Source organism: Enterococcus sp. AZ177 (genome assembly GCF_050544585.1).
In the GTDB taxonomy this organism is placed as follows: Bacteria; Bacillota; Bacilli; order Lactobacillales; family Enterococcaceae; genus Enterococcus_L; species Enterococcus_L plantarum.
Window position 1 is genome coordinate 290,560 of the sequence record NZ_CP172944.1, and the last position, 25,816, is coordinate 316,375.

At 34.6% G+C, this 25,816-nt stretch carries 21 protein-coding genes and 1 pseudogene; 17 read left to right on the forward strand and 5 right to left on the reverse strand.

Annotated features, from left to right (window positions below; genetic code table 11):
* Positions 1–8: 8 nt before the first annotated feature.
* The 12 genes and pseudogenes from lepB (IGJ34_RS01365) to IGJ34_RS01420 all read left to right on the forward strand — a co-directional run.
* Positions 9–779, forward strand: a complete 771-nt coding sequence (gene lepB / locus IGJ34_RS01365; protein ID WP_430597946.1) for a signal peptidase I — start codon at positions 9–11, stop codon at positions 777–779.
* A 126-nt stretch (positions 780–905) separates the two neighbouring features.
* Entirely contained in the window at positions 906–1,451 is a 546-nt protein-coding gene (gene lepB, locus IGJ34_RS01370) for a signal peptidase I (RefSeq protein ID WP_258379324.1), read from the forward strand.
* Between the two features lie 26 nt (positions 1,452–1,477).
* Positions 1,478–4,081: a YfhO family protein gene (locus IGJ34_RS01375; RefSeq protein ID WP_430597947.1), complete on the forward strand. Its 2,604-nt coding sequence runs from the start codon at positions 1,478–1,480 to the stop codon at positions 4,079–4,081.
* Complete coding sequence (locus tag IGJ34_RS01380) at positions 4,078–5,052, forward strand: DUF5067 domain-containing protein (protein WP_430597948.1); 975 nt, start codon at positions 4,078–4,080, stop codon at positions 5,050–5,052. Before IGJ34_RS01375 ends, IGJ34_RS01380 begins: the two co-directional genes overlap by 4 nt.
* Positions 5,049–5,801, forward strand: coding sequence for a hypothetical protein (locus tag IGJ34_RS01385; protein WP_430597949.1), 753 nt, complete (start codon positions 5,049–5,051; stop codon positions 5,799–5,801). Before IGJ34_RS01380 ends, IGJ34_RS01385 begins: the two co-directional genes overlap by 4 nt.
* Positions 5,802–6,002: 201 nt before the next feature.
* Complete coding sequence (locus tag IGJ34_RS01390) at positions 6,003–6,278, forward strand: hypothetical protein (RefSeq protein ID WP_430597950.1); 276 nt, start codon at positions 6,003–6,005, stop codon at positions 6,276–6,278.
* Between the two features lie 5 nt (positions 6,279–6,283).
* Positions 6,284–7,624, forward strand: coding sequence for a hypothetical protein (locus IGJ34_RS01395; RefSeq protein WP_430597951.1), 1,341 nt, complete (start codon positions 6,284–6,286; stop codon positions 7,622–7,624).
* A 31-nt stretch (positions 7,625–7,655) separates the two neighbouring features.
* Entirely contained in the window at positions 7,656–8,618 is a 963-nt protein-coding gene (locus tag IGJ34_RS01400) for a glycosyltransferase family 2 protein (RefSeq protein WP_430597952.1), read from the forward strand.
* The gene (locus IGJ34_RS01405; protein WP_111248069.1) at positions 8,615–9,694 is read left to right on the forward strand and encodes an acyltransferase; all 1,080 of its coding nucleotides are present in this window, start codon (positions 8,615–8,617) and stop codon (positions 9,692–9,694) included. The genes IGJ34_RS01400 and IGJ34_RS01405 overlap by 4 nt, the downstream gene beginning before the upstream one ends.
* 11 nt (positions 9,695–9,705) lie before the next feature.
* Positions 9,706–10,272 (forward strand): YdeI/OmpD-associated family protein, encoded by a 567-nt coding sequence (locus IGJ34_RS01410; RefSeq protein ID WP_206848274.1) that lies wholly within the window; start codon positions 9,706–9,708, stop codon positions 10,270–10,272.
* A gap of 103 nt (positions 10,273–10,375) precedes the next feature.
* Positions 10,376–10,954 (forward strand): histidine phosphatase family protein, encoded by a 579-nt coding sequence (locus IGJ34_RS01415; protein WP_430597953.1) that lies wholly within the window; start codon positions 10,376–10,378, stop codon positions 10,952–10,954.
* Between the two features lie 22 nt (positions 10,955–10,976).
* Positions 10,977–11,106 (forward strand): annotated as a pseudogene (locus IGJ34_RS01420) (MerR family DNA-binding transcriptional regulator); the annotation flags it as partial.
* 326 nt (positions 11,107–11,432) lie between these two features.
* Here IGJ34_RS01420 and IGJ34_RS01425 read toward each other — a convergent pair.
* A complete protein-coding gene (locus IGJ34_RS01425) occupies positions 11,433–12,431 on the reverse strand; it encodes a linear amide C-N hydrolase (protein WP_430597954.1) in 999 nt (332 codons plus the stop codon).
* A 450-nt stretch (positions 12,432–12,881) separates the two neighbouring features.
* On the opposite strand from IGJ34_RS01425, the gene IGJ34_RS01430 reads away from it, so the two are divergent.
* Entirely contained in the window at positions 12,882–14,666 is a 1,785-nt protein-coding gene (locus tag IGJ34_RS01430) for a collagen binding domain-containing protein (protein WP_430597955.1), read from the forward strand.
* A gap of 618 nt (positions 14,667–15,284) precedes the next feature.
* Entirely contained in the window at positions 15,285–18,392 is a 3,108-nt protein-coding gene (locus IGJ34_RS01435; RefSeq protein ID WP_430597956.1) for a hypothetical protein, read from the forward strand.
* A gap of 289 nt (positions 18,393–18,681) precedes the next feature.
* On the opposite strand, the gene IGJ34_RS01440 is transcribed toward IGJ34_RS01435, so the two are convergent.
* Together IGJ34_RS01440 and IGJ34_RS01445 are read right to left on the reverse strand one after the other, a co-directional pair.
* On the reverse strand, positions 18,682–19,290 hold the full coding sequence (locus tag IGJ34_RS01440) for a hypothetical protein (RefSeq protein ID WP_111248063.1): 609 nt from the start codon (positions 19,288–19,290) through the stop codon (positions 18,682–18,684).
* Between the two features lie 91 nt (positions 19,291–19,381).
* A complete protein-coding gene (locus IGJ34_RS01445) occupies positions 19,382–19,708 on the reverse strand; it encodes a winged helix-turn-helix transcriptional regulator (RefSeq protein WP_111248062.1) in 327 nt (108 codons plus the stop codon).
* A gap of 295 nt (positions 19,709–20,003) precedes the next feature.
* On the opposite strand from IGJ34_RS01445, the gene IGJ34_RS01450 reads away from it, so the two are divergent.
* The 3 genes from IGJ34_RS01450 (at position 20,004) to arsB (ending at position 23,351) form a co-directional block, all read left to right on the forward strand.
* Positions 20,004–21,512, forward strand: a complete 1,509-nt coding sequence (locus tag IGJ34_RS01450; protein ID WP_430597957.1) for a DUF1846 domain-containing protein — start codon at positions 20,004–20,006, stop codon at positions 21,510–21,512.
* Positions 21,513–21,842: 330 nt separating this feature from the next.
* Positions 21,843–22,148 carry an ArsR/SmtB family transcription factor gene (locus IGJ34_RS01455; protein WP_111248060.1) on the forward strand — a complete coding sequence of 102 codons (306 nt, stop codon included), beginning with the start codon at positions 21,843–21,845 and terminating at the stop codon, positions 22,146–22,148.
* A gap of 144 nt (positions 22,149–22,292) precedes the next feature.
* The gene (gene arsB, locus IGJ34_RS01460; protein ID WP_430597958.1) at positions 22,293–23,351 is read left to right on the forward strand and encodes an ACR3 family arsenite efflux transporter; all 1,059 of its coding nucleotides are present in this window, start codon (positions 22,293–22,295) and stop codon (positions 23,349–23,351) included.
* A 413-nt stretch (positions 23,352–23,764) separates the two neighbouring features.
* Here arsB and IGJ34_RS01465 read toward each other — a convergent pair whose 3' ends face one another.
* Both IGJ34_RS01465 and IGJ34_RS01470 read right to left on the reverse strand, forming a co-directional pair.
* Positions 23,765–24,460 (reverse strand): arylamine N-acetyltransferase family protein, encoded by a 696-nt coding sequence (locus tag IGJ34_RS01465; protein WP_111248058.1) that lies wholly within the window; start codon positions 24,458–24,460, stop codon positions 23,765–23,767.
* Between the two features lie 841 nt (positions 24,461–25,301).
* Positions 25,302–25,772, reverse strand: coding sequence for a hypothetical protein (locus IGJ34_RS01470; protein ID WP_430597959.1), 471 nt, complete (start codon positions 25,770–25,772; stop codon positions 25,302–25,304).
* Positions 25,773–25,816 lie beyond the last annotated feature (44 nt).

Below are 25,816 nucleotides of genomic sequence, written 5' to 3' on the forward strand. Positions count from 1 at the left end.
TTTTTTACGTGAGTGTAGAACAAACAAATAAGCAGCACTCAGCTCCTAAACATTCAAAAAATAAAGCTAAGAAACTGAAGTCGGCTGTCCAGTCCTCCCATCCTCCAAAAATGGATGGAAAAAAACGAGTATTGAAGAAACAAATACACCGTGATCAAAAAAGACGGCCGACTAAACAGAATACCAATAAAAAAAATACTAAACGTATTCCTAAGAAAAAAACGAATCTACGAAGGAGACATTGGCATGATCGCATGAAGCGAACTTTAGTCGAGGTGGGTGTCAGTTTCGTTTTATTAGGAATAGTTTTGTATGCTCTATCTTTTTTTACATTCTCAATGGTTAAAGTTGAGGGCTATTCAATGGTGCCAACACTAAATAACGGTGAATGGATTCTTGTCAATAAATTAGCGAAAATCAGGCGACATAAATTGATTCTTTATAAAGACCCGGAAAGCAAAGAAACGTCTGTACGTCGCATCATTGGTTTACCTGGTGAAAGAATATCGTACAGAGATGATCAGCTGTATATTAATGATAAAGATGTTTATGAACGTTATTTAGATGCGGAAGTGAAACGAGCAAAAGAAAGTAACAGTTTATATACAGCTGATTGGTATTTAAAGACAGACTATATTCCCAAAGGAAAATACATAATTTTAGGGGATAATCGACCCTATGCAACAGATAGTAGAGAGTATGGTTATATTGATGAAAAAGAAATTGTAGGTATTGTAGAGATGAGAGTATTTCCTATACATCAAATCAAACAATTTTAATCTTAGTTGGTCAGAAGGAAGTAAATAATGTCAAAAATAAGAGTATATATGCAAAAGCACTTCACTAACCGGTCAAAAAAGAATCAAATGAATAGGGAAAAAAGAGTCAACATTAAAAAATCACGAATGTTGTTAAAAGAAATACTGTTTATTTCATTTATGATAATCGGGGTATTTTTTTTGATAAAAATTAAAACACATATGGTTAGTGGGGAATCGATGCTGCCAACATTACAAACGAATGACCGCTTATTTATAGCGAAGGGAAAGAGCCCTAATCGCTATTCATTGATTACATTTCAGCCTAGAGAAGAAAAAGAAGAATCGTATGTTAAAAGAGTAATGGGGATGCCAGGTGATCGAATTTGGTTGGACCACAATACGCTGTATTTGAACTACCAAATGAGTGATACCAATCCAACGCCGCAGAATAATTGGTATCTTTCAGGTGAAGAGCTGCCAGATGGTACATTAAAAGTGCGGGTAACTTGGGAAACCGCGGCAAAATTAGACGGTCTATCTGCAATTCCGGAAAATCAATTTTTTGTTTTAGGAGACAACCGGTCTAATTCGACAGATAGCCGACAGCTAGGATTGATCAAGTTAAAACAAATAGAAGGCGTGGTCCAATATAGGTATTATCCATTCAACCGATTGGGACCAATCGACTAAAATATATCAGGATGTGAATGTAGAAAATGCAGCAGTGGAAAGTATTTGTAAAAAAGAATGGTTGGGCCATCGGGGTTAGCTTTTTTATACCGATTATAATTATGGCGGTGAGTTATTTTCAATTAGGAATTTACCCAACTAGTGACCGAACGATGTTGGCTAGTGATGGATTTGGGCAGCTGCTTAATTTTTATTCAGGATTTAATAATGTATTACATGGAAAACAATCATTTTTTTATACGTGGACTGGTTCATTAGGACTAAATTTTGTCTCATTGATGAGTTACTACGTAAATAGTATTTTCAGTTTCTTGGTGTTTTTCTTCGATAACTTACATATGCCAGATGCGATGTATATGATCCTTTTAACAAAAATCGGAGCGATGGGTGTGACTTTTTGGGTATATGCTCATAATATATACCGATTACCGCAATGGACTAAAATAGCTTTGAGTATTTGCTATGCCTTGATGGGGTTTACGATTGCCTATTCGATCATGTTGATGTGGATGGATGCTTTGATTTACTTGCCGTTAGTTTTACTAGGAATTCAGCGAATGATGGATAAGAAGCGCCCTACTCTATTATTTGTAAGTTACCTACTCTTATTTGTATCAAATTACTACATGGCATTTATGGTAGGCCTTTTTAGCTTCTTATATTTTGTAATTTGTGTATTGACAGACTGGAAACGATATAAACACTCGATCATCCCATATTTTATTACTTCTTTACTGGCTGGTGGAGCCTCAATGGTGATTATTTTACCTTCAGTGATCGATTTAAAAATGAATGGAGAAAAAACTGATGCGATTAGTACTTTTTTTACACACAATCTAGGTATTTGGGATTTTATTGTAAAAAGTATGCCAGGTGTTTATGATACATCAAAGTATGGAAGTGCTCCATTTATATATGTCGGTCTATTCCCATTATTGTTCTGTATTTTTTATTTTGTTAGTAAGAAGATCCCGTTAAAAAATAAACTGCTCTATGGTAGCTTACTTCTATTTATGATTTTAAGTGTCTATATTCAGCCATTAAATCTGTTGTGGCAAGGGCTCCATTCACCTAACATGTTTCTATTTCGTTTTAGCTTTCTTTATTCTGCACTTGTTCTTATTTTAGCCGGTAGTGGATTAGAAAAATTTGAGACAAAAGATTTGAATACGCTTGGAAATATTACGCTTACGCTTATTGGTATTTTCTTATTAGTTGTGAATGTCTCGAATAAGAAAAGATATGGATATATTACGCAAGAATCTTTAAATTTGACGCTTGTTCTTTTAATTGTTTATCTTTTGATATTTATAGTGAAAGATAAGTTTAAAACGTTAGCCAAAATTATTCCAATAGTACTTCTTATCTTTATCAGTGGGGAAGCGTTTTTCAATACGAATCAAACGCTACGCGGAATCGATAAGGAATGGGGATATACGTATAGAGAACGCTACACAACATCCTATAAAGATATTGAAGCTTTGGTGAGTAAGACAAAGAACGATAACGATTCGTTTTATCGACTAGAGAATATGGATGCGATTAGTCGAACCGATAGTTTTAATTACGATTATTCAGGAGTCACCATGTTTTCATCTATTCGTAATCGACATTCATCACAGTATTTGGATCAGTTAGGCTATCGTTCGCCAGGAACCAATCTTACTATTATGTACCCGAATAATACTATTTTAATGGATGATCTTATGGGAATTAAATATAATTTGGCTAAAAAAGATCCTAAGAAATATGGGTTTGAAAAAATCGCTACACATGGAGAATACTCACTGTATGAAAATAAAGCAGCGTTACCTCTAGGGATGTTAACAGATAAAGAGATTTATCAAGAAAAAAATAACAACAATCAAACGTCATTGATTCAGCACCTTTCAGAAATAAAAGAGCCAATCTTTCAATTTACAGGTTTAAATGAAGTATCTAGAAAAAATATGCATATTCGTGAATATGGAGATGCTACATATTTTTCAGAAGAAAGTAACAATGATGAAGCTCAAAGCATAACATGGGAAGTCAATATACCAGAAAAGACTCAAGCTTATTTGAATTTGGATGTAGGTTCTTCTTCTGGCGATATGGGTTTGGTAGAAGTTAGTGTTCCTGGACATGAAAGTAGAGGGAGATTATCATCAACAGGAGCATATTATAATCTCGGCTACTATGAAAAAGCAGAAAAAGTAAAAGTGACGGCAACATTTTCTGGGCAACCCGTGGTCAAAATGATTAGACCATCCGTGTTGATCTTAAAAACAAACGTTTTAGATCAGGCGATACAAAAAATCAAGAATAAAGATGTTTCGTTTAAAGTTAAGGGGAATCACGTCCAAGCGGATATTTCTACGAAAAAAGAACAAGTTATCTTTACAACGATTCCGTATGATCAAGGTTGGCAAGCGAAAATTGACGGTAAAACGGTCAAAGTAGAAGCTGTACAGGAAGCGATGATTGCGATCAAGGTTCCAAAAGGAGATCATAAGGTTCAGTTGACGTACTATCCAAAAGGAATGAAATTAGGAGCAGTATTATTTGTGGTCTGTTTGTTACTGTTTAGTATATATGCCTACTACTGCCGGAAAAAGTATAACGTCAAAGAAAAGGAGAAAAGTGTATGAAACAACTAAAAAAAATAGCATTATTTTTACCAGTAACTTTGTTTCTTTTAATGGGTTGTACAGGAACGTTAGAAAAGAAAGCGCAGAGTTTTGAAGATCGTGGTGTTTCGTATGAGATGCAGTTGCCAGCTGGCTGGAAAAAAGATAAGGAAGTAAACAGTGAGTATGGACTTCAAACAGCATTTAGCGCCGAGGATAGTAAAAGTAACTCGTACTTATTTATTACAACAACTCCTGTAGATGAAGTCGAACAAAAGGGGTTTGGTGAAGAAACCAGAAAAAAAATAAAAGAACGCTATAAGTATAAAAAAGCGAAAGATGTCTACATGAAAGAATATAAAGTGGGCGATTATCCAGTTTGTAAATACACAGTACACACACAATTTAAAGAAAAATCAGTATGGGCTCATTTTTATTATATATGGACGGAACATGGTTTTGTTCAAATGACCTTTTATTCTGCTGAGGACAATTCCTATAGAAAACGTTCTGAAAAAATAGATGCAGCTGTTGAAACATTTAAAGAAGTTAGTTTTGATGAGACGAAAGCGACGAAATCGCAAGAAGCATTAGAAAAAGAAGAGGGCGACATAGTTACTATCGAAAATAAAGAGTTGAAAATGGAAATTACAGCAGTTCGGAAACTGGAAGGAGCGGATAAAAAGAACGTATTAGCTATTCGCTACACCTTTACAAATCTTGATGAAAAAGCTGTTAAACCTTCTGTTTGGAAAGAATTCGTGACAGCCAAACAAAACAATGAAATTCTTTCAGTAGGAAAGCTCGCACAAGATAATGCGTTTTTAGATGTTGAAGAACTAGTTGCAACACAGTCAGCATCTGTGGAGCAAGGAGAGAGTCTTGAATCTGTGGTACTGTATGAATTAGTGGATACAAGTACTGTTGAACTAACATATTTACAAGAGGCCTTTCCTGGTAAAGAACCAACTAGAGTGGTGGTGCCAGAATGAGTAAAAATAAAAAAATCATAGGAATGCTAGTCTGTAGTTTTGTACTTATAATTGCTCTTGTAGGTTGTACGAAACCAGAACGTTATGAACAGTTTTCGAAAACAGATCAATCATTGAGCTGGACTAACAAACGGGAAAGATCTTTTGGAGATTCTGATTATTCAAACTTAAAAACAGAAGATGAAGCCTTCACTCTTTTAAAAGATAAATACCAACTAAGTATTCCAACTTATTATGAGGACACTAAAAAACTTGTGAATCAAATGATTCCAACGAAAAACATTAAAGCAGGAGAAAACAAATATTCAGTTTTTGCTAGAAATAAATCCTTAGAGTTTAAGACGGTATATCCTTTTTATAAAGAGAAAGAATTGGAAGTGTTTGCTGAAGTTAATTTGAACTATGAATATTCAGTTGATCAAAAACAAGCATATTTACAATCGCAAATTATTAAAATAACAATTTCTAAAGTAAAAGGGAAGTTACCTAAGGATAACCTAAGTGAATTGATTCGAGAATTAGGAAAAAATATGAAGCTCCCTGAAAAGGCAATAGTAAGTGGCGTGGCAGGATATGAAAAGAGAGTAAAAGAAGCGGTAGAGCCAATAACAGAAGACTATTTACCGGTAGTTTCTAACTCATCTGGATTGAAAAAAAATGAAGAGTTTCTAAAGGAAATTGCTGTGGTTTATGATCAAGAAGGTACAGTCAGAGAAATATATGCGGAAATTTCTGAACAAAGAGAATAAACGAAAGAGTTGGGCATAAATCTATCAATTGAAAAAGCAAAATACTAGTGTTTTGAAACAGAATCACTAGTGGAGAATAGTATAGAGAATGGGGCAAAACTAAGCTTTAGTTTTACCCCATTTTCTTCAAAAAAGGAGAAAATAATGACAATAATTTTGTATGGGCTGCTGTTGGTTTTTTTATTAGTAGGTGGGTTCGTTGTGCAGAAAGAATCGGGAAAGGCGTTATTTGGAAAACATAATAGGTTTAATCAATTGCTTTTCATGTTACTGTGTGTAGGACTTTTGGTTAGGTATTTCAATTTAGGGGAACTTCCAGGATTACAGATCGATGAGGCAATGTCTGGATATGATACATGGGCGTTGGCAAATTATGGAACGGATAGTGCCTTGAATTCATGGCCCATTTACCTGATAGGTTACGGTACGGGCCGGGCCCAAATGCATTATATTCGTATCTTTCATTACCTTTTGTAAAAATTATGGGATTAAATTTAATCAGTACACGATTAGCAATGCTTAGTCTGTCATCAATTACGTTATTAGTGGTTATGTGGACCTTACTTAAACTAAAAATTCCCCGTTACTTGTCACTGGCAATTTTTTTTGTTTTAACTATTAGCCCATGGCACATAATGATTAGTCGCTTTGGTTTAGATGCGAATGTTGCACCTCATTTACTCTTGCTTGCTTTTTGTTTTATTCAACTCGGAATCGAAGCTCTAGGGAAAAGAAAGATGGTTTTTTATAGTTTTTCTGTATTTTTATTAGGTTTGACTGCCTATGCTTATATTGCTACTTGGTATTTTTTACCAATTTTTCTAATTTTGATTCTAATCTATTTTATGAAGAATCGTTTAATTGATACAAAACAAATGATCATATTGATTGCTACTTTAGTGGTAACAATCTTACCAATTTTACTGTTTGCATTTATTCAATATTTTGGAGAAGATAGTATCTCGATTTTAGGAATAACTTTTCCAAAGCTTATAGGGAGTCAAAATACAGGACAAACAATTTTATTTCAAGAAGATTTTTTATCTGCGTTAGTTGAAAATCTAAAACGAATAGTAGTCTTTATTATTTATGGTGGCGATGGATTGATCTTTAGTTCAATACCAGGATTTGGTTTTATTTATAATTTAGCAGGAGTGTTTCTGGTCGGTATTGGTTTAAGAAAAATAAATCAAGAAAAAACACATTTTAGTAAGATTACTCTCCTTTGGTTCTGGTCATGTATTCCGTTGCTTTTAATAGTAGTGCCGGTTGTTCATCATTGGAATGTGATACTTTTTCCGATGACGATTATTATGGGATACGGATTATATGCTTTGTGTTCCCTTGAAAAAGTAGAAGTATTTCAATCCTCTTTTATTGTTTTATCGGTTCTTTTTGTCCTGTTTCTGTTTAATTACACGTCTAAATACAAAGAAGAACAACAAGACAGTACGTATATGGCACCAATTACTTTAGGTGATGTGCTTAAAGTAGGAGAAGAAAAAAAATTAGAAACAATTTACGTGGATCGATCTAGCTTCAAACAATTGAAGAATTGGACCTTTATCTTCTTTCGTTTTTATGATCCTATTTCCCCAGAAGCATACCAGGCGACACGTGATACGCCATACGACAGATTAGAGAACATGACAATTAAGCACTATGGTCGATATGTTTTTTTAGAAGATGGAGAGAAAATTGAGGATACTGAAGGTTCTGTAGGTTATCTAGGGCATAGCGGGACAGATTTAGATGAGTTAGAGGAACTAAAAGATTTTGAGGCATATGAAAATAAAGATTTTGTTCTACTGTACAAAGAATGAAATTAGTGGGATTTAGGAGGTGAAAATGAGGATGAAAAGACTAACGATAGTGATTCCTTTTTTTAACGAAGAAATGGTTTTGGAACAGTTATATAACCGTCTTGAGAGATTAACGAAGCAATGTTCTAAGTATCGTTTTGATTTTCTATTTGTAAATGATGGAAGTCAAGATCAAAGTGTACCTATTGTTTTAAAGTTGAAAGAGAAAGATTCAAGAATTGCTCTTTTAGACTTGTCTAGAAATTATGAAAAAGAAACTGCGATGTTAGCAGGCATTGATTATGCCAAAGGAGATGCTTTGGTTATCATCGATGCAGATTTACAACAGCCACCAGAGATGATCAAAGAAATGATTAACTGGTGGGAACAAGGCTACTCGGATGTATATGCTGTTCGAAAAGAAAGAAGAGGCGAATCTGCTTTGAAAAAAATAACGTCTTCTCTTTACTATAGAATACTTCAAAAGGCTAGTAACATAAATATTTATCCTCATGCTGGTGATTTCCGACTGTTGGATCGTAAGATGATTAATGCTTTGAAACAGCTAAGAGAGCAAGAACGATATACAAAAGGTTTATATGGCTGGGTTGGATTTAAGAAAAAGGAACTCTTTTATGATGCGGATGAACGGGCCGGTGGTACAACTAAATGGCGAGCCACTACTTTAATGAACTTAGCAATGAATGGGATCACATCCTATACAACTCTTCCTTTAAGAATATCAGCGATGATAGGAGTTGTGGTTTCTTTCGTTGCCTTTATCTATATGATGATCGTTTTGATTCAAACTTTGTTGCTGGGGGCAAGTGTTTCAGGATATCCTTCGTTAATGATTGGTATTCTTTTTTTAGGTGGACTTCAATTGATTTCTTTAGGAATTATTGGAGAATATTTAGGTCGAGTATTTAACGAAACCAAAAATAGACCATTATATTTTGTAAATGAATATTACCAAGGAAATAGTATCGAGAAAGAGGGAGTTGTAAAGAGTTGAAAAGGCATTTAGGAATAGATTTACTTAGAATAGTTTCAATGTTTATGGTCGTCATCCTTCATATATTAGGTATCGGAGGGATATTAGAAAATGTGGAGTATGGTAGCGTTAATTATGTTGTTTTTTGGGGGCTCGAGACACTCTGCTTTGTAGGAGTAAACTGTTTTGCCTTGATTTCTGGTTATCTTATGATAAAAGCTAAATGGCGATTGAAAAAATTAATCTATTTATGGTTTCAAGTCTTGTTTTATTCAGTTTTCTTAAGTGTGGGAGCTGAATTGATCATAGGAGCAGAACCGGTAGTACCAATCAATGCACTATTTCCTGTGGCTACTAAAAGTTATTGGTTTTTTACAGCTTATGTAGGTCTGTTTTTATTTATTCCACTATTAAACAAAGGGATTCATCAATTAACCAAGGCAGAATTAAGGTATGGGATAGGGATAATCTTTTTGATAGGCAGTATTTCCATTTTCTCAAGCAGTGATCCTTTTAACTTGTATAAAGGATATAGTATGATCTGGTTGATTTTTATGTACGTTATTGGTGCGTATATAAAACTTCATATAACGATTGAAGAATTATCAGTAAAGAAATTAATGCGTAGTTATCTAGGGGTCAATGCATTATCTATATTACTAATAATAATGAGTACTTTTAATCCTATTTTCAATGAGAGCAAAGGGGAAAATTGGTTTATTGATTACGTATCACCCTTGATTTTAAGTAGTTCTATTTGTTTATTTATTCTCTTTCTTAAAGTGGAAACGAGCAATAAAGTGATATCAAAATGTGTTTTTTCATTTTCACCCTTTTCATTTGGCGTTTATCTAATTCATACGCACCCAATAATTTTTTATTTCATTTTAAAAAATTATTTTGTTGATTTGGCAGATACTATTCTTATTGTCTCTTTGATGAAAGTATTTGCTTATGGTATTTTTATTTACTTAGTCTGTACAGCAATTGATTTTTTACGTTCAACTCTATTTAGTTTCATAAAGCTTGATGTTTTAGTATCTTTTATAGAGAAGAAGATTCAAAGTGTTATTGAAAATCGGTTGAAAATAAATTAGGAGTTAAATGCTTGCAAATCGACAACCTACTACCCATCACAACCAGACAAGAACTACGAGACTGGCTAAACACAAATAGCACAACCGCAAAATGTTGTTGGGTCATTGTCAGTATCAAACCTGAACCAAATAAAATTCAATATTTAGATGCAGTAGAAGAAGCCTTGTGCTTTGGCTGGATTGACGGTATTAAAAAGAAAGTTTCAGAAACACAAACAGCACAACGACTTTCACCAAGAGCGAAAAAAAGTCCTTGGACAGAACTGAATAAAGAACGTGTTCGCCGTTTGGAAAAACTAGGTTTGCTAACAGAACAAGGTAGGAATGTTTTGCCGGACATGACAGCAACTTCTTTTCAAATCGATACGGTTATCGTAGAACGACTGAAAGAGGATATGGAAATCTACGAAATGTTCTTAAACTTTCCAGAATTATATCGGCGTATTCGGATTGATACAATTCAAACGTACAAACATCAACCTGAATTGTTTGAAAAACGATTAGATAAATTTATTGAGAACACCAAAGCCAATAAAATATATGGTGCTTGGCATGACAACGGGCGCTTGCTTGAATAGGTAGAAAGTTAAGCTGAACAGTTATGTTCAGCTTTTTTACTTGCCTTGGAGCGCACTTCATGGGTTATGATAAGTAAAACGTATAGAAATGGGGATGAGGTAGATGACGAAAACATTATATCTGATGAGACACGGCGAAACATTATTTAACCAACAGAAAAAAATCCAAGGTTGGTGCGACTCTCCACTTACGGAAAAAGGCATCAAACAAGCGCAGATTGCAGGGGCTTATTTTAACGATCATGGTATTGATTTTGATGATGCGTATACGTCTACATCTGAACGCGCTAGCGATACCTTAGAGCAAGTGACAGATAGGTCATATAAAAGGGTCAAAGGCTTGAAAGAATGGAATTTTGGCCGTTTCGAATCAGAAAGTGAGGCACTAAACCCACCGTTACCCTATGGAGATTTCTTTGTTGGATATGGTGGAGAAGAAGAAGGTCAATTTAGAGAACGAGTATCGGAAACCTTGATGAAAATCATGAAAGAAGCGGGTAAAACGGTGTTAGCTGTATCCCATGGGGCCTCTTGCCGACAATTTATGCGAAATTGGGCCCATACAAGTGATGTGGATCAAAAAGACCGTTTAGGAAATTGCTGTATTTTGAAATTTGAATTTGAGCATGATACATTTAGATTACAAGAAATCATCAATCACGATTTTTCCAATTTGGAATGAGCAATTAAAGAGGATAACTCGATTGAATAGCAAAGAAGCTGCAGAAATGTTTGGTTTAACGACTGATACGATTCGTTACTATGAACGAGTGGGTGTCATTCCACGAAAATAATGGGTACCGTGCGTACACTACAAGAGAGTTGAACTGGATTTAGTTAGCAAAAAGTTTGCGTCATGCAGGTGTCTCAATAGAATCTTTTCTCCCAAGAGTGCTAAGAATACTTGTGGTCGTCAAAACTTTTAGTATGATACGAAAAACGGCGAGTTTGAAATGAGGAATTAAAAAAATAAAAGAAAACGAGGTTGGGGCAGAAGTGTTTAACTCCGAGAAATAAGAAGGAATTTACGAAAATTGCTCTTCAAATTTTTATGAATTTCGGCTTATTTCCGAAGGAGTTGCTTCTGCGCCCACCGTTTATTCGGTTACTAAGAGCCTGAAACATACCCTTTTTAGTTATGTCCCAGGCTCGTTTTCTTTTTATTTTTTAGCATTGCGATACAAAATGTCTTCTGTATCACCACTAGACCAGATTTTTCCAGAAGTAGCATCGAAATCTTCATTTGCTAGTTGGATACAGCGAATACGTTGATTATTATACGTTTTATAGTAATAGTTTAGCGAACTATTCACCATAACAGAGGCATATTGCGTATAGTCATACGCTTGTGTTGTTTTTACGACACCTTTAGGAATATCCACATTAGCAAGAACATGAAACATAGACGTAACACCGTCTAACTCTGTCTGAACATCATGTAAGCAAGCCTTTAGAAAGGCCGCTCTAACAAATCTTGATGGTGGTGTAAAATCACCAGGAAGACCAAAAGCACCAGCACCTTCACCAAATGGTTTCATGACCATATCTTTTAAATGAACTTCTGTTTTTTGACTAGGTTGAAGGCCAATATAATTTCTTAAATTTGTTGTATGCCATTTATAGTCGGGACTATTTGTCATGACCCCAACTGTGTTTTCGTGAATATATAAGGTTTGTTCAGTGTATTCAATGACAATGCTTTTCCCGGTTTTATCAGTGATAACCCAATGAAGAGGTAAGACGATGCCTAAGAAATCTAAGGCCGTATTTTCAACTCGAGCGTTTTCCATTGTCTGTGTTACCTCTTCAATCGTTGAACAATTAGACAATAAAAATGGGACAACATCATGAGGTGCTAAGGTATATTTTTTAGAAGTATCTTGATTGTTATAATCAGCATACCCTGAAAAATAAAGAGCAGCACAAGAAAGTCCTTTTTCATTTAAACCATCCGCAAAAACAAAGTGTTCCTTATTCACTTGCCGCGCCATTCCTACAAAGGCGTATTCATTTTTACGGTCGTAGCTCTCGTCATTAACGAATACAAATTTTTTTCTTGGAATAAACGTCGGCTCACCCTCTAAAATAACCGCAAAATCCATTGTTCTAGCTAATAAAACATGTTGATCTTTTGTCGTCATTGTAATACTTGTGCACATCAATCATCGCTCCCTCTTTTTTCTAAAATAAACCTTCTATTATAAAATTATAAAATAATATAAATTAAAAATGAACTCTATAAAAGTTTAACGTAATTTATACTTATAATCAAAAATATACTATGAAAGAACGTTTTTAAAGTAAGAAAAAAAGTAACCTTTCTTGAATCAAGATAAAAAATTGTTCTAATCATGTTGTTTTTATCTATGACAGGTCAAATAAGAAATCTTAATCATCAATTTACAATCTTATTTTTAATAATAATTCGATAATATTGTTATTGAAAATATATTTAATGAAAATAACAATCATTATAATTTAATGTAAAACATATAATCTTTGACACGACTTCCTTTTTTGTTTAACATCAGAAAAGTTGCTCTTCACAAAAGCAATATAGAATGCATATTAGTCTATATCAATCACGAGGAAGGAAAGATGTATAAAAGATGAGAAAGAAATTATCTTGGTTTTTTGTAATGTTTGTAGGGTTGTTAGGAGTAGTTGGATTTAGCCAGCAGTCATTGGCTGCGGAATTAAATAATGGAGGGTTTGTTGATTCAATCCATTTTGATAAATCAGAATTGTCAGATGGCGAGTTGACCTCTATTCGAGTAACGTTCAGTGAAAAATCTACTACTAAGCTAAGTGCAGGAGATACCTTAACCCTATCCTTACCAAAAGAGCTTGAAGGCCTCGTTGATTCTGATAGTGTACCACGTGAAATTGATTTAAATGGGTTAGGTATAACCCGTGTTTATAAAGATAAAGTAATTGCGACCTTTAATGAGAAAGTGAATCAGTTAGATCACGTTCGTGGTGAATTTACTTTCGGTGTGCGTGTAAAAAATGTTGCAGAAAATACAGTGAAAGAGATACCAGCAAATCTTGGAACATCAATCACTGTACCCAATATTGTAGTTAAAGGACACACAGGCGGTGGCGTGGAAGTTGAGAAACCTTTCTTTTATAAAACTGGGGATCTACTTGGGAAATCTGGTCAAATCCGTTGGTTTTTAAATGCAAATTTGAATAAACAAGAATTAGGAAATGACATCGTTTTGACAGATCAATCTGGTGGGGGACAACTGTTAAATAAGGATAGTTTTGTGTTTACGGTCGATAATTATTTAGGTCGGTCGACACTTAGTTTGTCAGAGTTTGAAAATCATGGATATGGGACCGTTACATTTGGCGAAGACAATGCTTTTGTAATTCGTCTTTATCGTGAAAAAGCACGGTTGGCTTCCTTTTCAATTATGTACACAGCGACAATAACAGAGGCTGGGAAAAAACAAGCGAACTTTACTAACGATTGTCAAATTGAGTATCAACTGTATTATGAAAAAGCGACAAATGAAGTAGCAACGCACAAAGTAAAGAATATCTTTTTAGACGGAAATGCCACAGGTGATGAAAATGAGCGAATAAATGAGCCGGAGGAACAGGAAGTAATCATAGAAGACGAATCCAATCAGATAGAAGAAATCACACCTCTGGATCCTAAAAAAACAGAAGAGACGAAAGAAGAAGAATTAAATCAAGCCAAAGAAGATCATCCCGAAATCTATGTTGGAGAGAAAACAGAAATGATTGAAGACGAATCTAGTGAGGTAGGTGAAATCCAACCAATCGAGGAAAAAACGGCAAAAGAAAGCGAAGAAGAGTCAAATCAAGCCAAAGAAGATAGTCCCGAAATCCATGTTGGAGAGCAAATAGAAATGATCGAAGACGAATCTAGTGAGTTAAGTGAAATCCAACCAATCGAGAAAGAAACAGCGAAAGAAATTAAAGAAAAAGAGTTGAATGAAGCTAAGGAAGAACAACCAGAAATTCACGTTTATGAACAAAAAGAAACAATCGATGATGAGTCAACAGAATTAGAAGAAATCAACCCAATTCAGCCAGAGACTGTTGATGTAACAGAAGTACCTTTATTAGAACCAGCCATTTCTGGAAAAGAGATTGAGGTGCACCAAGATAAGCCTGTCAAAGAAGAGATTAAATCGAATGGACATGCAGAAGGTGAACGGACACTAGTAAAAGAAGAAAAAAAACAATCAAAAGGTGATACCATTCTTTCGAATACATCTAAAAGAGATGCTGTACAACCAAAAGACCAATTACCAAAAGCTGGAAGCAAAGAGAGCAACATTGCTAAGACTGTTGGTTTGCTAACAATTATGCTAGCTGTCGGGGCTTATGTACTAAATCGTAAAAAAAGAGTGAACTAATAATTAAGATAAAGGATAAGACAAATGGTGCTAACTATTTGTCTTATCCTTTATTTCTGTTCTCCTTCATAGGCATTATTTCCATACATTTAAACAAGTATAAGTGGTAGTTTCATGTTATTTTCCTTATTTTTTCGGAATAATATGTTTAATATCGATTAATAAAATCGAAACAAAATGATTTTAATATAGAAGTCGCTCATTTTTTACTTAAAGCATTTCAAACGTTTCTTAGAGCTGTCCGTTTATTGAAAAAATAAATAATAATACGGTGTTAATATAGTATGTACAGGGAAATATGCTTTGAAAGTATATTTGTTCGTTTTTATTCCAACGAAGTGTGTAAGGATACTTTTTCTGTTCGCTCAATAAGAATTTTTGTAGAAATTATCTACGCGTATGTTATGGAGGTATTTGATGAAAATGAGAGTGATACGTATCTTGGTTTTAGCAACATATACATGCTTTAAAAATATAGCCAATACTTAACCAATTTGTATATAAATGACTACTGATAATCAAATTACTGAGAAAATAAAAAAGAGTCTAATTCGGGAATGCTATATTTTTTAGCTATTATTTGATTTAAGGAATTAATTTTCTAAAGGAGGAAGAAAGATGAAGAAAAAAAATATAGTATTTTCACTAATACTATTAATGACATTCATATTAGCAATCGGGTACATAACAAAAGGAGCATCCTTAGAGGCAAAAACTGGAGACCTTAGTAAAGATGAAAACAAGACTTCAAATAATACTGGGTTATCGGCACCTATTCAAAGACAAGCGCCATCAGCACTAGATGCTAGCTGGATACCAGTAGACACGGCGCGACGTGAATCTGTTAATCTAGATGAAACTGGGGAACTGCAACTTGTGTACAAATTTGGTGATATGTTTGATACTCCATTGAATATTAGCTCATATTTGCAACTAATTCCCAATGTGTTTTTAAGAGATTTGAAGACCTATCCAGATGGTGTAGCTCCAGGAGATATTCAAGCTTTATATAGAAATTCAATTCTAACAGAAGAAGGAGACTATATTTTTGGACCAAATACTAGCCAGTCTATTGTTTTGGGCGTGAAAAATCCGGAGACTGGCGATGACATGGTTTATAAGACATTTAACCCGATAAAAAATTCTGCCAAGTTTTATAGGAAAGAGACTGCTAATGGTAGCGTAGCACTCATGGCAAAATATCGCGCAAAACCAAAAGAATCAAGTTTAGGGAGCTTGCGGGATATAATGAACTTCGAATTTGAGTTAACACAAGTAATGTATCCCGAGAAAGGCAATATCCGAATTGAAATTTATCTAAAAAACATTACACCAGATGACGCTATTAGAGATCTCTCGCTAGATAATGTGGCGTTAATGTCTTATTTTGATACGTTTTTGTCTGATAATGATGAAGTGCCGATTCGTTATTTGGGAAATAATAGAGGACTGTATATTGAACAAACAGATGCGCTAGCAAATTCACCAATTTGGGCTCCAGAGCCAAGAGCTACATATCGTTTGAATTATTATTTTCAGGTACCAAATCCAGTAAGCAATTGGTCTGGTAGCAGTTATAGCGATGCATTGTATATGCTTAAACCAAATGGTGCGTTTGATGGGTTAAATGGTAGCGGGAATGAAGCAGATAATGGGATTGCAGGGACACCTATTCTGTTAAACGGTATTGTTCCACCACCTTCATATGATACAGCGATGGCTATGAAATCTGCTATAGTCCCAACATTAAAATATGGAGATTCTATCAGTTATTCTTATAAGGTTGGTTTACAGAAAATTAGTGAAAAACCTTCCATTATTTTAGATTCAAATGAAGGATTCAGGTTAACAGATCAAGGAACACATAAGATTACAGGTCAATGGTTTGATTCAGACAGTACCAAAATGAAATTGTATTATTCTATAGATGGTGGGACGAATTTTAAAAAATTTGAAGAAAAAGAAATTGCTCTAAATGAACTCGGAACAGGAATTGATTTTTCTTTAGAATTATCAAAGGATTTAAAAGATGAGGACCAAGAAATTCTAATCTATGCTGAAGATTTTCCTGAACCGGAAAAAGAGCCATTGAAATCAGAGGTAGTGACATATAAGTTGATCTATGTTGATTCTAACCCTGTCATAAAATTAGATAAAAACAATGGACGTGTTCCTGTAGATACCTATAAAGTGACTGGGACTTATATAGATGATGATAAATATAAGCCGACAACTGTTTTTTATAAAAAATTACAGGATCCGGACAGTCAATATAAAGAAGCGACAGTCATCAATGGATCGGAATCAACCTTTGAATTTTTGATTCCTAAGACCGAAATTGTTAATAGTGACAAATCATACATGTTCGCGATTCGTGCCAAGAATAAATATGAAATTGAATCCAACGTAGAAGTGTTGAAGCTTTCTAATAATCCTTCAAAACCAGCCTTTAATTTAGGTTCTGGCGAAGCAACAAAAGTGTTATCACCTACTGCAAAAAGCTACCCAATTACGATTACGGATTTTACCCATATAGGATTCTATTATCCATTAGACATGCAATATAAGATAGACGAAGTTGGCAGTTGGCAGTCTATTGGAACAAAAATCAATACGACTCAATCTAGTTCGATGACTGCTGTGACTGAAAGTGGACAAAAGATTGAAATACCAGCCTCAGCTTTAGCTTTTGGTAAAAAGCACGATGTTTACCTTAAAGTAGTGGACCAGTTTGGTATTGCATCTGATCCACAAAAAGTAGAATTCATTATGCCGGAAAGCCCTGTTTTAACAGTAGAAAATAAGGATGCCCCATCACTGGGTGAGGCACAAGTCGTAAAAGGAACAATTCAGACAGAATACTTCCCAGCAAAATTCCAATATAAGATCGAGAAAAATGGCGAAACTGGATCTGCTTATAGAGAAGTGGCGGATAAGGATCTAACAATTGATCCAGCAACTGGTAAATTTAGTTTTACAATAGAGGGCTCTTTGTTACCAGAAGGGGCTAGCTATGAGATTTTTGTAAAAGGATTTGATGCCTACAGTCAAGAATCAGCAGAGGTTAGTTATCGTTTGATAGAAGTCATCCATTTTAAAGTCAAGTTTGTGAACAGCAAAAGCGTGACCATCCATCCAGAAATCACAATTGATAGAGAGTTAGGAACGACAATTGATTTAGCACTAGAAAATGAAGTGCAAGATACACTGACGAAGTTAAAAAAACAATATACATTGGTGGATTCTTCTATACCATCAACTCCTATAGATATGGATAGCTCTACCGCTTTTTGGGAATACAAATTTACTGGACGTTTGACCTATATGTCTTATCCAGAAGCATTTGATTTTGGTTTAGAAATTGCATCGTTTAAAAAGATACGGATTGACGATCCTAAAGTGACGGGCCTCCCACTGATTGTTTCGGATACAAGAGAAAGTGAACCTGGTTGGTCATTGAACGTGAAATTGACACAAGAATTGTTAAATGAGGACGGAAAAACACCACTTAAAAATGCAGTTCGCTATAAGCATGGGGACACAGAAACTATTTTAAACAACCAAGCATTGCCTGTTGTTCGAAAACCAAGCACTGGGAAATACGATATTAGTGGAGAGTGGAGTTCTACAGGTGATGGACTTAAGCTAGAAATTGCTCCTGGTGCAGTCAATGCGCTAGGGAAGTACCATGGCGAAATGTTATTTGAACTTAGTGAAACACCATAATAACTGAGAAGTAAACGTTATAATTTAAGTTTTTACTCGTAGCGTTTATTTCAAGAGTAAACATAAAACTGTGTAAGTATTTAACACTGAGCTATTTTGGTCTAGTGAAATGCTTACACAGTTTTTACTCTATCACCAATCCATCGTTTAACACTGGCTTTTTAGTTTAACTATGACTTAATAGCGTATTTTAAATATCATTGTCTAACTTTAGCTATAAAACGTCGACCATTTCTAAATAGACCACTATTATAGCAAAAGAGCAAGAGTTCTAAATGCTGTCTCTATTCTAATCGATTGCTGTGATCTTCAAATCCTTGAAAAAAGCTTCTGTACCGATATCAACGAAAAATCCAATAGCTCCTTTAGCTTCAGCGCCATGTTTCATCTTGTCTACTACTAAAACGGGTTCTTCACTATCATTTACATAAAATGCTGCTTTAGCCTCTTTAATCATCGCTTTTAAACTGATCCATTCGTCCAGACCGATGTCAGCTGGACCCTCAAAATCAGTGATTCCAAGAGTGCGGAAATAGTCAAACGTGTATTTAGGATAGGAAAAATATTGTACACCACGATTTTTTCTGATGGGATCATCTATACGACCGTTAGTGGGTCTTACATAAAAAGATTCAAATGCTGTATCATCTTGATTGATCCGAAAAGCAATCCCGATAAAGCCACGCGCGAAATCAGGTGCATCTGGCAATAAGCGACTTAGCATTTTCACTTCGATTATCCCATTATGAAATGTTGAGCCAACTACTTTTGCGTACGTATTTTCATCAAATTCCATCAGTTTGTCTTTTTTTACAACTCTTAAAACAGGCTCGTCATTTAATGTTGTATACTCAATGCTAGTATGAATTGCTTCGATAGGTGTAATTTCACTGTGCATATTAATATCCTCCTCAATAATGGCGTATCTCTTAAATAAAAGTATAGACAATTTTTTAGGAAATGTTAAGTAGGCACTAATTTGTAACTATCTATCCAATTTGCTCCTTATAAAACTGTCCCCATTGTCTCATGGCTTCAATAACAGGTAGAAAAGTCTCCCCAAGTGTAGTTAGCTGATATTCGACATGCGGTGGGACTTTTTGGAAATCAACGCGTTCTACAAGACCATCTCGTATCATTGAGTTGAGGCTTTCGGTCAAAACTTTTTGGGAGATTCCAGATAATGAGCGCTTTAGTTCAGAATTTCTTTTTGGCCCAGTAATTAAATCTCGTATAATCAATGTTTTCCATTTGCTACCGACTAATTGAACAGTCGTCGCCACATCACAAAGCGGCATTTCTTCTTTTTTTATCATTGAAAATCAGCTCCTATGTAGTATGTCTAAGGTGCTAGTACCTCAATTTATTATGTGTTTTTTTAGAGTATTATTCAACCGTTTTCTCTATTAGTAAAAACTTTTATGTATAAGTAGTTTAATTTCTATAGTCAGTGCTATTAATTGTTTTGATTAAGGTATTGCGAATAGGGAACTTTAGTAGGAAATTATAGATAAAATGTGTTTAGAGAATAAAGAATGACATTCTGTATCGTAATCAGTCGTAAATAAGTTTATAATAGATGGCAGTATACAAATATCGGAGGGTTCTTACGTGAAAAAACTAGGTTTTGATCCACAAAAGTACATCGAAGAGCAATCAAAATATATCCTTGAAAGGGTCGATCATTACGATAAATTATATTTAGAGTTTGGTGGGAAATTGATTGGGGATATGCATGCGAAGCGCGTTTTGCCAGGTTTTGATGCGGATGCTAAAATTAAACTGTTACAAAAATTAAAAGACCAGGCTGAGATTTTGATTTGTGTTTATGCAGGGGATATCGAGCGTAATAAAATTCGTGGCGATTATGGCATTACCTATGATATGGATATTTTGCGCCAAATCGATGAGTTAAGAGAATATGGCTTAGCTGTCAATAGTGTGGTGATTACACGCTATAGTGGACAGCCTTCTACAAAAATGTTTATCAACAAATTGGAAAGAAGAGATATCAAAGTCTATAAACATGCAGCGATCGAAGATTATCCATCCAATCTTGAGAAAATCGTCAGCGAAGAAGGCTTTGGGAAAAATGACTACATTCCAACAACAAAACCAATCGTAGTCGTTACAGCACCGGGACCTGGTAGTGGGAAATTGGCCACTTGTTTGAATCAACTTTATCATGAGAGTCGTAATGGTAAGACTGCTGGTTATTCAAAATTTGAAACCTTCCCAGTTTGGAATGTTCCGTTGAAACATCCGTTAAATATTGCCTATGAAGCAGCAACCGTTGATTTGAAAGATGTGAATATGATCGATTCATTCCATTTTGATAAATACCAAAAAGTTGCTGTGAATTATAATCGTGATGTGGAGACGTTCCCAGTGATCAAACGAATCATTGAAAAAATTACGGGTGAAGAATCAGTTTATCAATCACCAACCGATATGGGTGTGAACCGTGTCGGCTTTGGTATCATCGATGATGATGTAGTGAAGGAAGCCTCTAAGCAAGAAATCATTCGCCGCTGTTTTGCTACAGAATGCGACTTTAAAAAAGGCTTGATCGATGAAGAAACGGTCAATCGCATTAAGTTGATCATGGAAGAAGTAGAGCTGAAAAAAGAAGACCGCAAAGCGGTACTTCCTGCTAGAGAGTATTCAGAGCAACTAAGAGAACAAACCCAAAGTAATGATACTCCTGCAGTCATTGCGTTTGAGTTAACAGATGGGAGAATTGTAACAGGGAGAACAAGTAGTTTAATGGATTCTTGTTCATCGGCAATTTTGAATGCTATCAAAACCTTAGCCAATGTATCGGATGAAATTTTGTTGTTATCTCCAGTGATTCTAGAAACCATTCAAACGATGAAACGGAAAGACCTACACAGTAAGATAACAGCTTTAAAAGCTAATGAAATCTTGATTGCTTTAGCGATTAGTGCGGTAACGAATCCTACAGCACAATTAGCGTATGATAAATTATCTGAATTGAGTGGTGTCCAAGCACATTCTACGGTGATGTTAAGTAAGAATGATGAGCAAACGTTAAGAGAGTTAGGATTGGATGTTACGAGTGATGCGGTTTATCCGTCTGAGAATTTGTATTATATTTAGGCTGGTAGACTATCATTCAAAGTTGTAATAATAACGTTAAATCCTGATATAAATTTTTATTGAAAGACAAGTTGTTGAGTAGTCAATTACTTGTCTTTATTTTGTCGCGAGTAGTTTAAATGATGTCATATTTGCAAAAAAAAGAAAATCTATTGACAATACATAGATATTCCTCTATATTAATTTTATACATTGATGAACATCTATATGAAATGGGAATATTTTTAACTACGTGGTTATTTGCCGTTCAACAGTGTGACTGTTTGATATTTTATTAGCGTTAGCGGGTCATTTCATGATTTAGAATTAAAGTAAAAGGGAAGTGGAAAAATGAATTATGAAGATCATGCAGTGAAATTAAAAACAATAACGGATCCTAAAAGGATGAAGATTATCGATCTACTTTCATGTGGTGAAATGTGTGCTTGTGATATTTTAGTCCACTTTGATTTTACTCAACCAACTTTATCTCACCACATGAAAATATTGGAAAAAGCTGGATTTGTACATGTGACGAAAAAAGGCAAGTGGCATCACTACAGTTTAAATCAAGAGGAGTTAAAAATATTCATGAAAGAATTTAATCAATTATTTTTTAACTCAGATAGCTGTGTTTGTCAGAAAAATAACGTATAACAGAGAATCATTCGGCTTTTAAGCATTCAAAACATATGATGGAGTGATAAAGTAGCCGAATGATCAAACGGGCAAAAAAAATTTTTTTTAATCAACACATAGATGTTTATCTATGTGTTGGTGGAAGTTGGAGGATGAATAAGAATGAATCGTGTAACAAAAAAGATGTCGATAGTAGACAAATATCTTACCGTGTGGATATTCTTAGCAATGGCAATTGGAGTAGGTGTCGGCTACGTTTTTCCTGGTGTACCTAAAGTAATGGAAAGCATGTCTTATGGCACAACGTCCATTCCGTTAGCGATTGGCTTAATATTAATGATGTATCCACCTTTGGCAAAAGTGAAGTATCATGAAATTGGGCGCGTCTTTAAAGATTGGAAAGTGCTATTATTGTCTTTATTTCAAAATTGGGTCGTGGGCCCTGTTTTAATGTTTCTATTAGCGGTGATTTTCTTGAAAGATTACCCTGAGTATATGGCGGGCCTCATTATGATTGGTTTAGCACGTTGTATTGCGATGGTCATTGTGTGGAGTGAATTAGCGAAAGGCGATAACGAATATACCGCAGGGCTAGTCGCATTTAACTCCATTTTCCAAATTATTTTTTATCCTATTTTTGCCTATCTTTTTTTAACGGTATTACCAAAGGCAATTGGTTTAGAAGCACATACTCTGAGTATCACAATGGGAGAAATTGCTAAAAGTGTTTTCTTTTATTTAGGTATTCCATTTATTGCGGGGTTCATCACTCACTTTACCTTAACAAGATTAAAAGGCGAAGAATGGTATGAAACGGTCTTTATTCCTAAAATCAGTCCACTCACATTAGTGGCCTTATTATTTACGATTGTTACAATGTTTTCTGTTAAAGGAGATAAAATCATTGAATTACCGATGGATGCTATCAGAATAGCGATACCACTGCTGTTATACTTTGTCTTGATGTTTTTTGTATCATTTTTACTCTCTAAAAAAATGGGTACTAGTTATCCAGTAGCGATGTCCCTTTCATTTACAGCCGCAAGTAATAACTTTGAATTAGCTATTGCTGTAGCTGTAGGAGTGTTTGGGATTAACTCTGGAGAAGCGTTTGCTGCAGTTATCGGACCGCTCGTAGAAGTCCCTGTATTAATCGCCTTGGTGAATGTAGCATTAAAATGGAAAGACAACTACTTTGAGAATGAAGAGTCACGATTATAATGAAGAAATCTATTTTTTAATCTGTTCAGCATATTCATTGGGGCTTAGAATACCCCGCAAAAGTCAGAGGAATAGAAGAAGAGGTCATGGATATGTATAGAAGAACTAGGAATGAGGTAGAAAAGGGAGTTGAAAGTTTAGGATAAAGAATATAGTTAGACTAGAGAAAGTGTGGAACAAAACTAATTTTTAATGTTGATGTGTGCCATAAATCCGAATAAACAGCGAGAAAAAAGCAGATCCTTCGAAAATAAGCTGGAATTCACAAAAATTCGAAAAATGATTTTTGTAAATTCCTTCTTATTTCTCGGATCTAAACACTTTTATCTCGTCCTCTTCATCCATTTGTTGTTCCATTTAAATACTATCAAAGCAACTACGTTGATTCTTTGAAAGAGTCAACAATTTGATGACTAAATTAATCCTCTTACCTTATCTAACTGCCCCGGTTCAAGCGGGTATTTAGTTGTTTCGCCATTAGATGTAACAGATAAATTTTTTTCTGTTAATAAAAAATAGCCTGTTTCATGACGTTTGAAACTTACGTATTTTTTGTTAAACGGCGAACGACCGTCCATCGTAATAGTTTTCTTAATCTCAGTTAATTCCTCAAAGGTTAGTTCGGGAGTAGACAAACTAAATTTATAAATCGTTTGCCACTTTTCTCCATCAAATTTCAAATAGTGGTGCTCATTATCCACTAATTGTACGCGATAGTTGTCGCCGCCAGCAGTTGCTGAAATTTCAACAATTTCTTCGGGACTATTTTTACCACAGCCGATATCTACTAGATAGTGTTTACCTTCAAGTTTAAGAACAATCAGCACATGTGTATGACTAATCGCAAACCACTCAGATTTTTCTTGATCGTAGATTGTTCCAGTGACCAATTTTACCTCGAAATTCAACGCTTTTAGTTTATGATAAAACCATGTATTCAAGTCATAACACAGACCGCCTTCCCCACGAACCAGTAGCTTCTCTTGTAAATATTCATAAGATAGCGTACTCGTATCTCCATTCATCTCTGAAATATTTTCAAAAGCAATTGTCTGCAGCTGTTTTTTTACCTTATTATTTAGTAATGCAATGATTGTTTCGTTGTTCATCTTTTTCCCTCACAGTCTTTCCGTTTATTTACCATAAAATGACTATCCTTTGCTCCTCGTTCGTTACGTCAATTGGGTATCTGTCTCTAGTATAATCGCTTACTTTTTATAAGTAAACCCTGTTCATTTAAAATCTCTGAACAGCAATCTCTTAAAAGCATCAATAATTTTCATTTAGTATTTTATAATACATTTATTGTGATATATTTTGATTAAAATAAAGAAAGGGAAACGGATGAAAAATTTTTGTTTAATCTGAGACTGAGTTTTCAATAAAGAAAAATAATAAATGGGTGGTAAGTGATGAGACTCATGGTCTTACGGTGTTTACAACGAATATTTTGAGTGATGAAGAGGCTGAGTTGGATTTAACCAATAAACTTTCACAGATTAAGGAAAAAGAAGTTAAGGTAACTATTCTTTAAGAGCACGAAAATGAAAGTAGAGAAAAAAGTATAGTATATGCCAAATAGGGAAGAAATAGAAGGAAAACTATTTTCTGAAAAAGAAAGTAAAACGAAATACTGTGTTAAAAACTACTACAAGTCGAAAAATCAATTGAATAAACGATAGTAATTTTACAAAAAACAATCGTCTGAACGTAACTATAAGTTCAGACGATTGTTTGTATATCATAGCTTGAAATTGTTAAGGAAATAAATTAATAGTAACGGATAAACAATACAAAGTATAGATAATTCTTTGGATAGATTATGGATAAAATAACAGTTATCACCACATAAAGGATAACAATACTAACATAACTAATCGTACTATTATCAGAGCAATCATTATGATTTGCTTATGTTATTACACGTAATATACTAAATGGTATTTTTAACTATTTTAAGTGCCTTCCATAATCATAAGAAGCATAATGTGTATTATTTAAATTGCCAAAAGAATATGCATTTGACCAGACATTGGCTCCTCTTTGTTTATCATATCCAACAGAACTTCCTAATTTGGATTTTGAAGCATGTGGCAGTGGATGTTGTACGCCTGAATATCCTCGTTTTCCTCCCCAAACAACATTGGCACTATAAGACCATTTTCCTCTATTAATAGAAACTGTGGCTCTGGATAAAGGATCTTGAATAGCAGGCTGCTCAGCTGTTAACAAGTTAGGGTTTGAGTAATCTACGATAGTACCATTTTGATCAGTAGCAATAAAGCCTGAGCTTAGATTACTTGGTAGTGTTAAAGATTTCAATGTGTCCGTAGGTTCATTCGCATGAACTTGAGTAAAAGAAAAACCTGATGTTACGATAGTAATACCTAATCCCAAAGTTAAAAAAATAATTTTTTTCATTTAGTCACTCCTGATTTTTTATTTGTTGAGGTATTGAAGCTTCA

What these genes read in the sequence shown, in the direction of transcription:
- IGJ34_RS01465 (WP_111248058.1), bottom strand. Translation starts at nt 24,460, where the DNA reads ATGAACAACGAAACAATCATTGCATTACTAAATAATAAGGTAAAAAAA.
- IGJ34_RS01415 (WP_430597953.1), top strand. Translation starts at nt 10,376, where the DNA reads ATGACGAAAACATTATATCTGATGAGACACGGCGAAACATTATTTAAC.
- IGJ34_RS01470 (WP_430597959.1), bottom strand. Translation starts at nt 25,772, where the DNA reads ATGAAAAAAATTATTTTTTTAACTTTGGGATTAGGTATTACTATCGTA.
- lepB (WP_258379324.1), top strand. Translation starts at nt 906, where the DNA reads ATGTTGTTAAAAGAAATACTGTTTATTTCATTTATGATAATCGGGGTA.
- IGJ34_RS01435 (WP_430597956.1), top strand. Translation starts at nt 15,285, where the DNA reads ATGAAGAAAAAAAATATAGTATTTTCACTAATACTATTAATGACATTC.
- IGJ34_RS01380 (WP_430597948.1), top strand. Translation starts at nt 4,078, where the DNA reads ATGAAACAACTAAAAAAAATAGCATTATTTTTACCAGTAACTTTGTTT.
- IGJ34_RS01375 (WP_430597947.1), top strand. Translation starts at nt 1,478, where the DNA reads ATGCAGCAGTGGAAAGTATTTGTAAAAAAGAATGGTTGGGCCATCGGG.
- IGJ34_RS01395 (WP_430597951.1), top strand. Translation starts at nt 6,284, where the DNA reads ATGGGATTAAATTTAATCAGTACACGATTAGCAATGCTTAGTCTGTCA.
- IGJ34_RS01445 (WP_111248062.1), bottom strand. Translation starts at nt 19,708, where the DNA reads ATGATAAAAAAAGAAGAAATGCCGCTTTGTGATGTGGCGACGACTGTT.
- IGJ34_RS01455 (WP_111248060.1), top strand. Translation starts at nt 21,843, where the DNA reads ATGAATTATGAAGATCATGCAGTGAAATTAAAAACAATAACGGATCCT.
- IGJ34_RS01400 (WP_430597952.1), top strand. Translation starts at nt 7,656, where the DNA reads ATGAAAAGACTAACGATAGTGATTCCTTTTTTTAACGAAGAAATGGTT.
- IGJ34_RS01430 (WP_430597955.1), top strand. Translation starts at nt 12,882, where the DNA reads ATGAGAAAGAAATTATCTTGGTTTTTTGTAATGTTTGTAGGGTTGTTA.
- arsB (WP_430597958.1), top strand. Translation starts at nt 22,293, where the DNA reads ATGAATCGTGTAACAAAAAAGATGTCGATAGTAGACAAATATCTTACC.
- IGJ34_RS01385 (WP_430597949.1), top strand. Translation starts at nt 5,049, where the DNA reads ATGAGTAAAAATAAAAAAATCATAGGAATGCTAGTCTGTAGTTTTGTA.
- IGJ34_RS01440 (WP_111248063.1), bottom strand. Translation starts at nt 19,290, where the DNA reads ATGCACAGTGAAATTACACCTATCGAAGCAATTCATACTAGCATTGAG.
- IGJ34_RS01425 (WP_430597954.1), bottom strand. Translation starts at nt 12,431, where the DNA reads ATGTGCACAAGTATTACAATGACGACAAAAGATCAACATGTTTTATTA.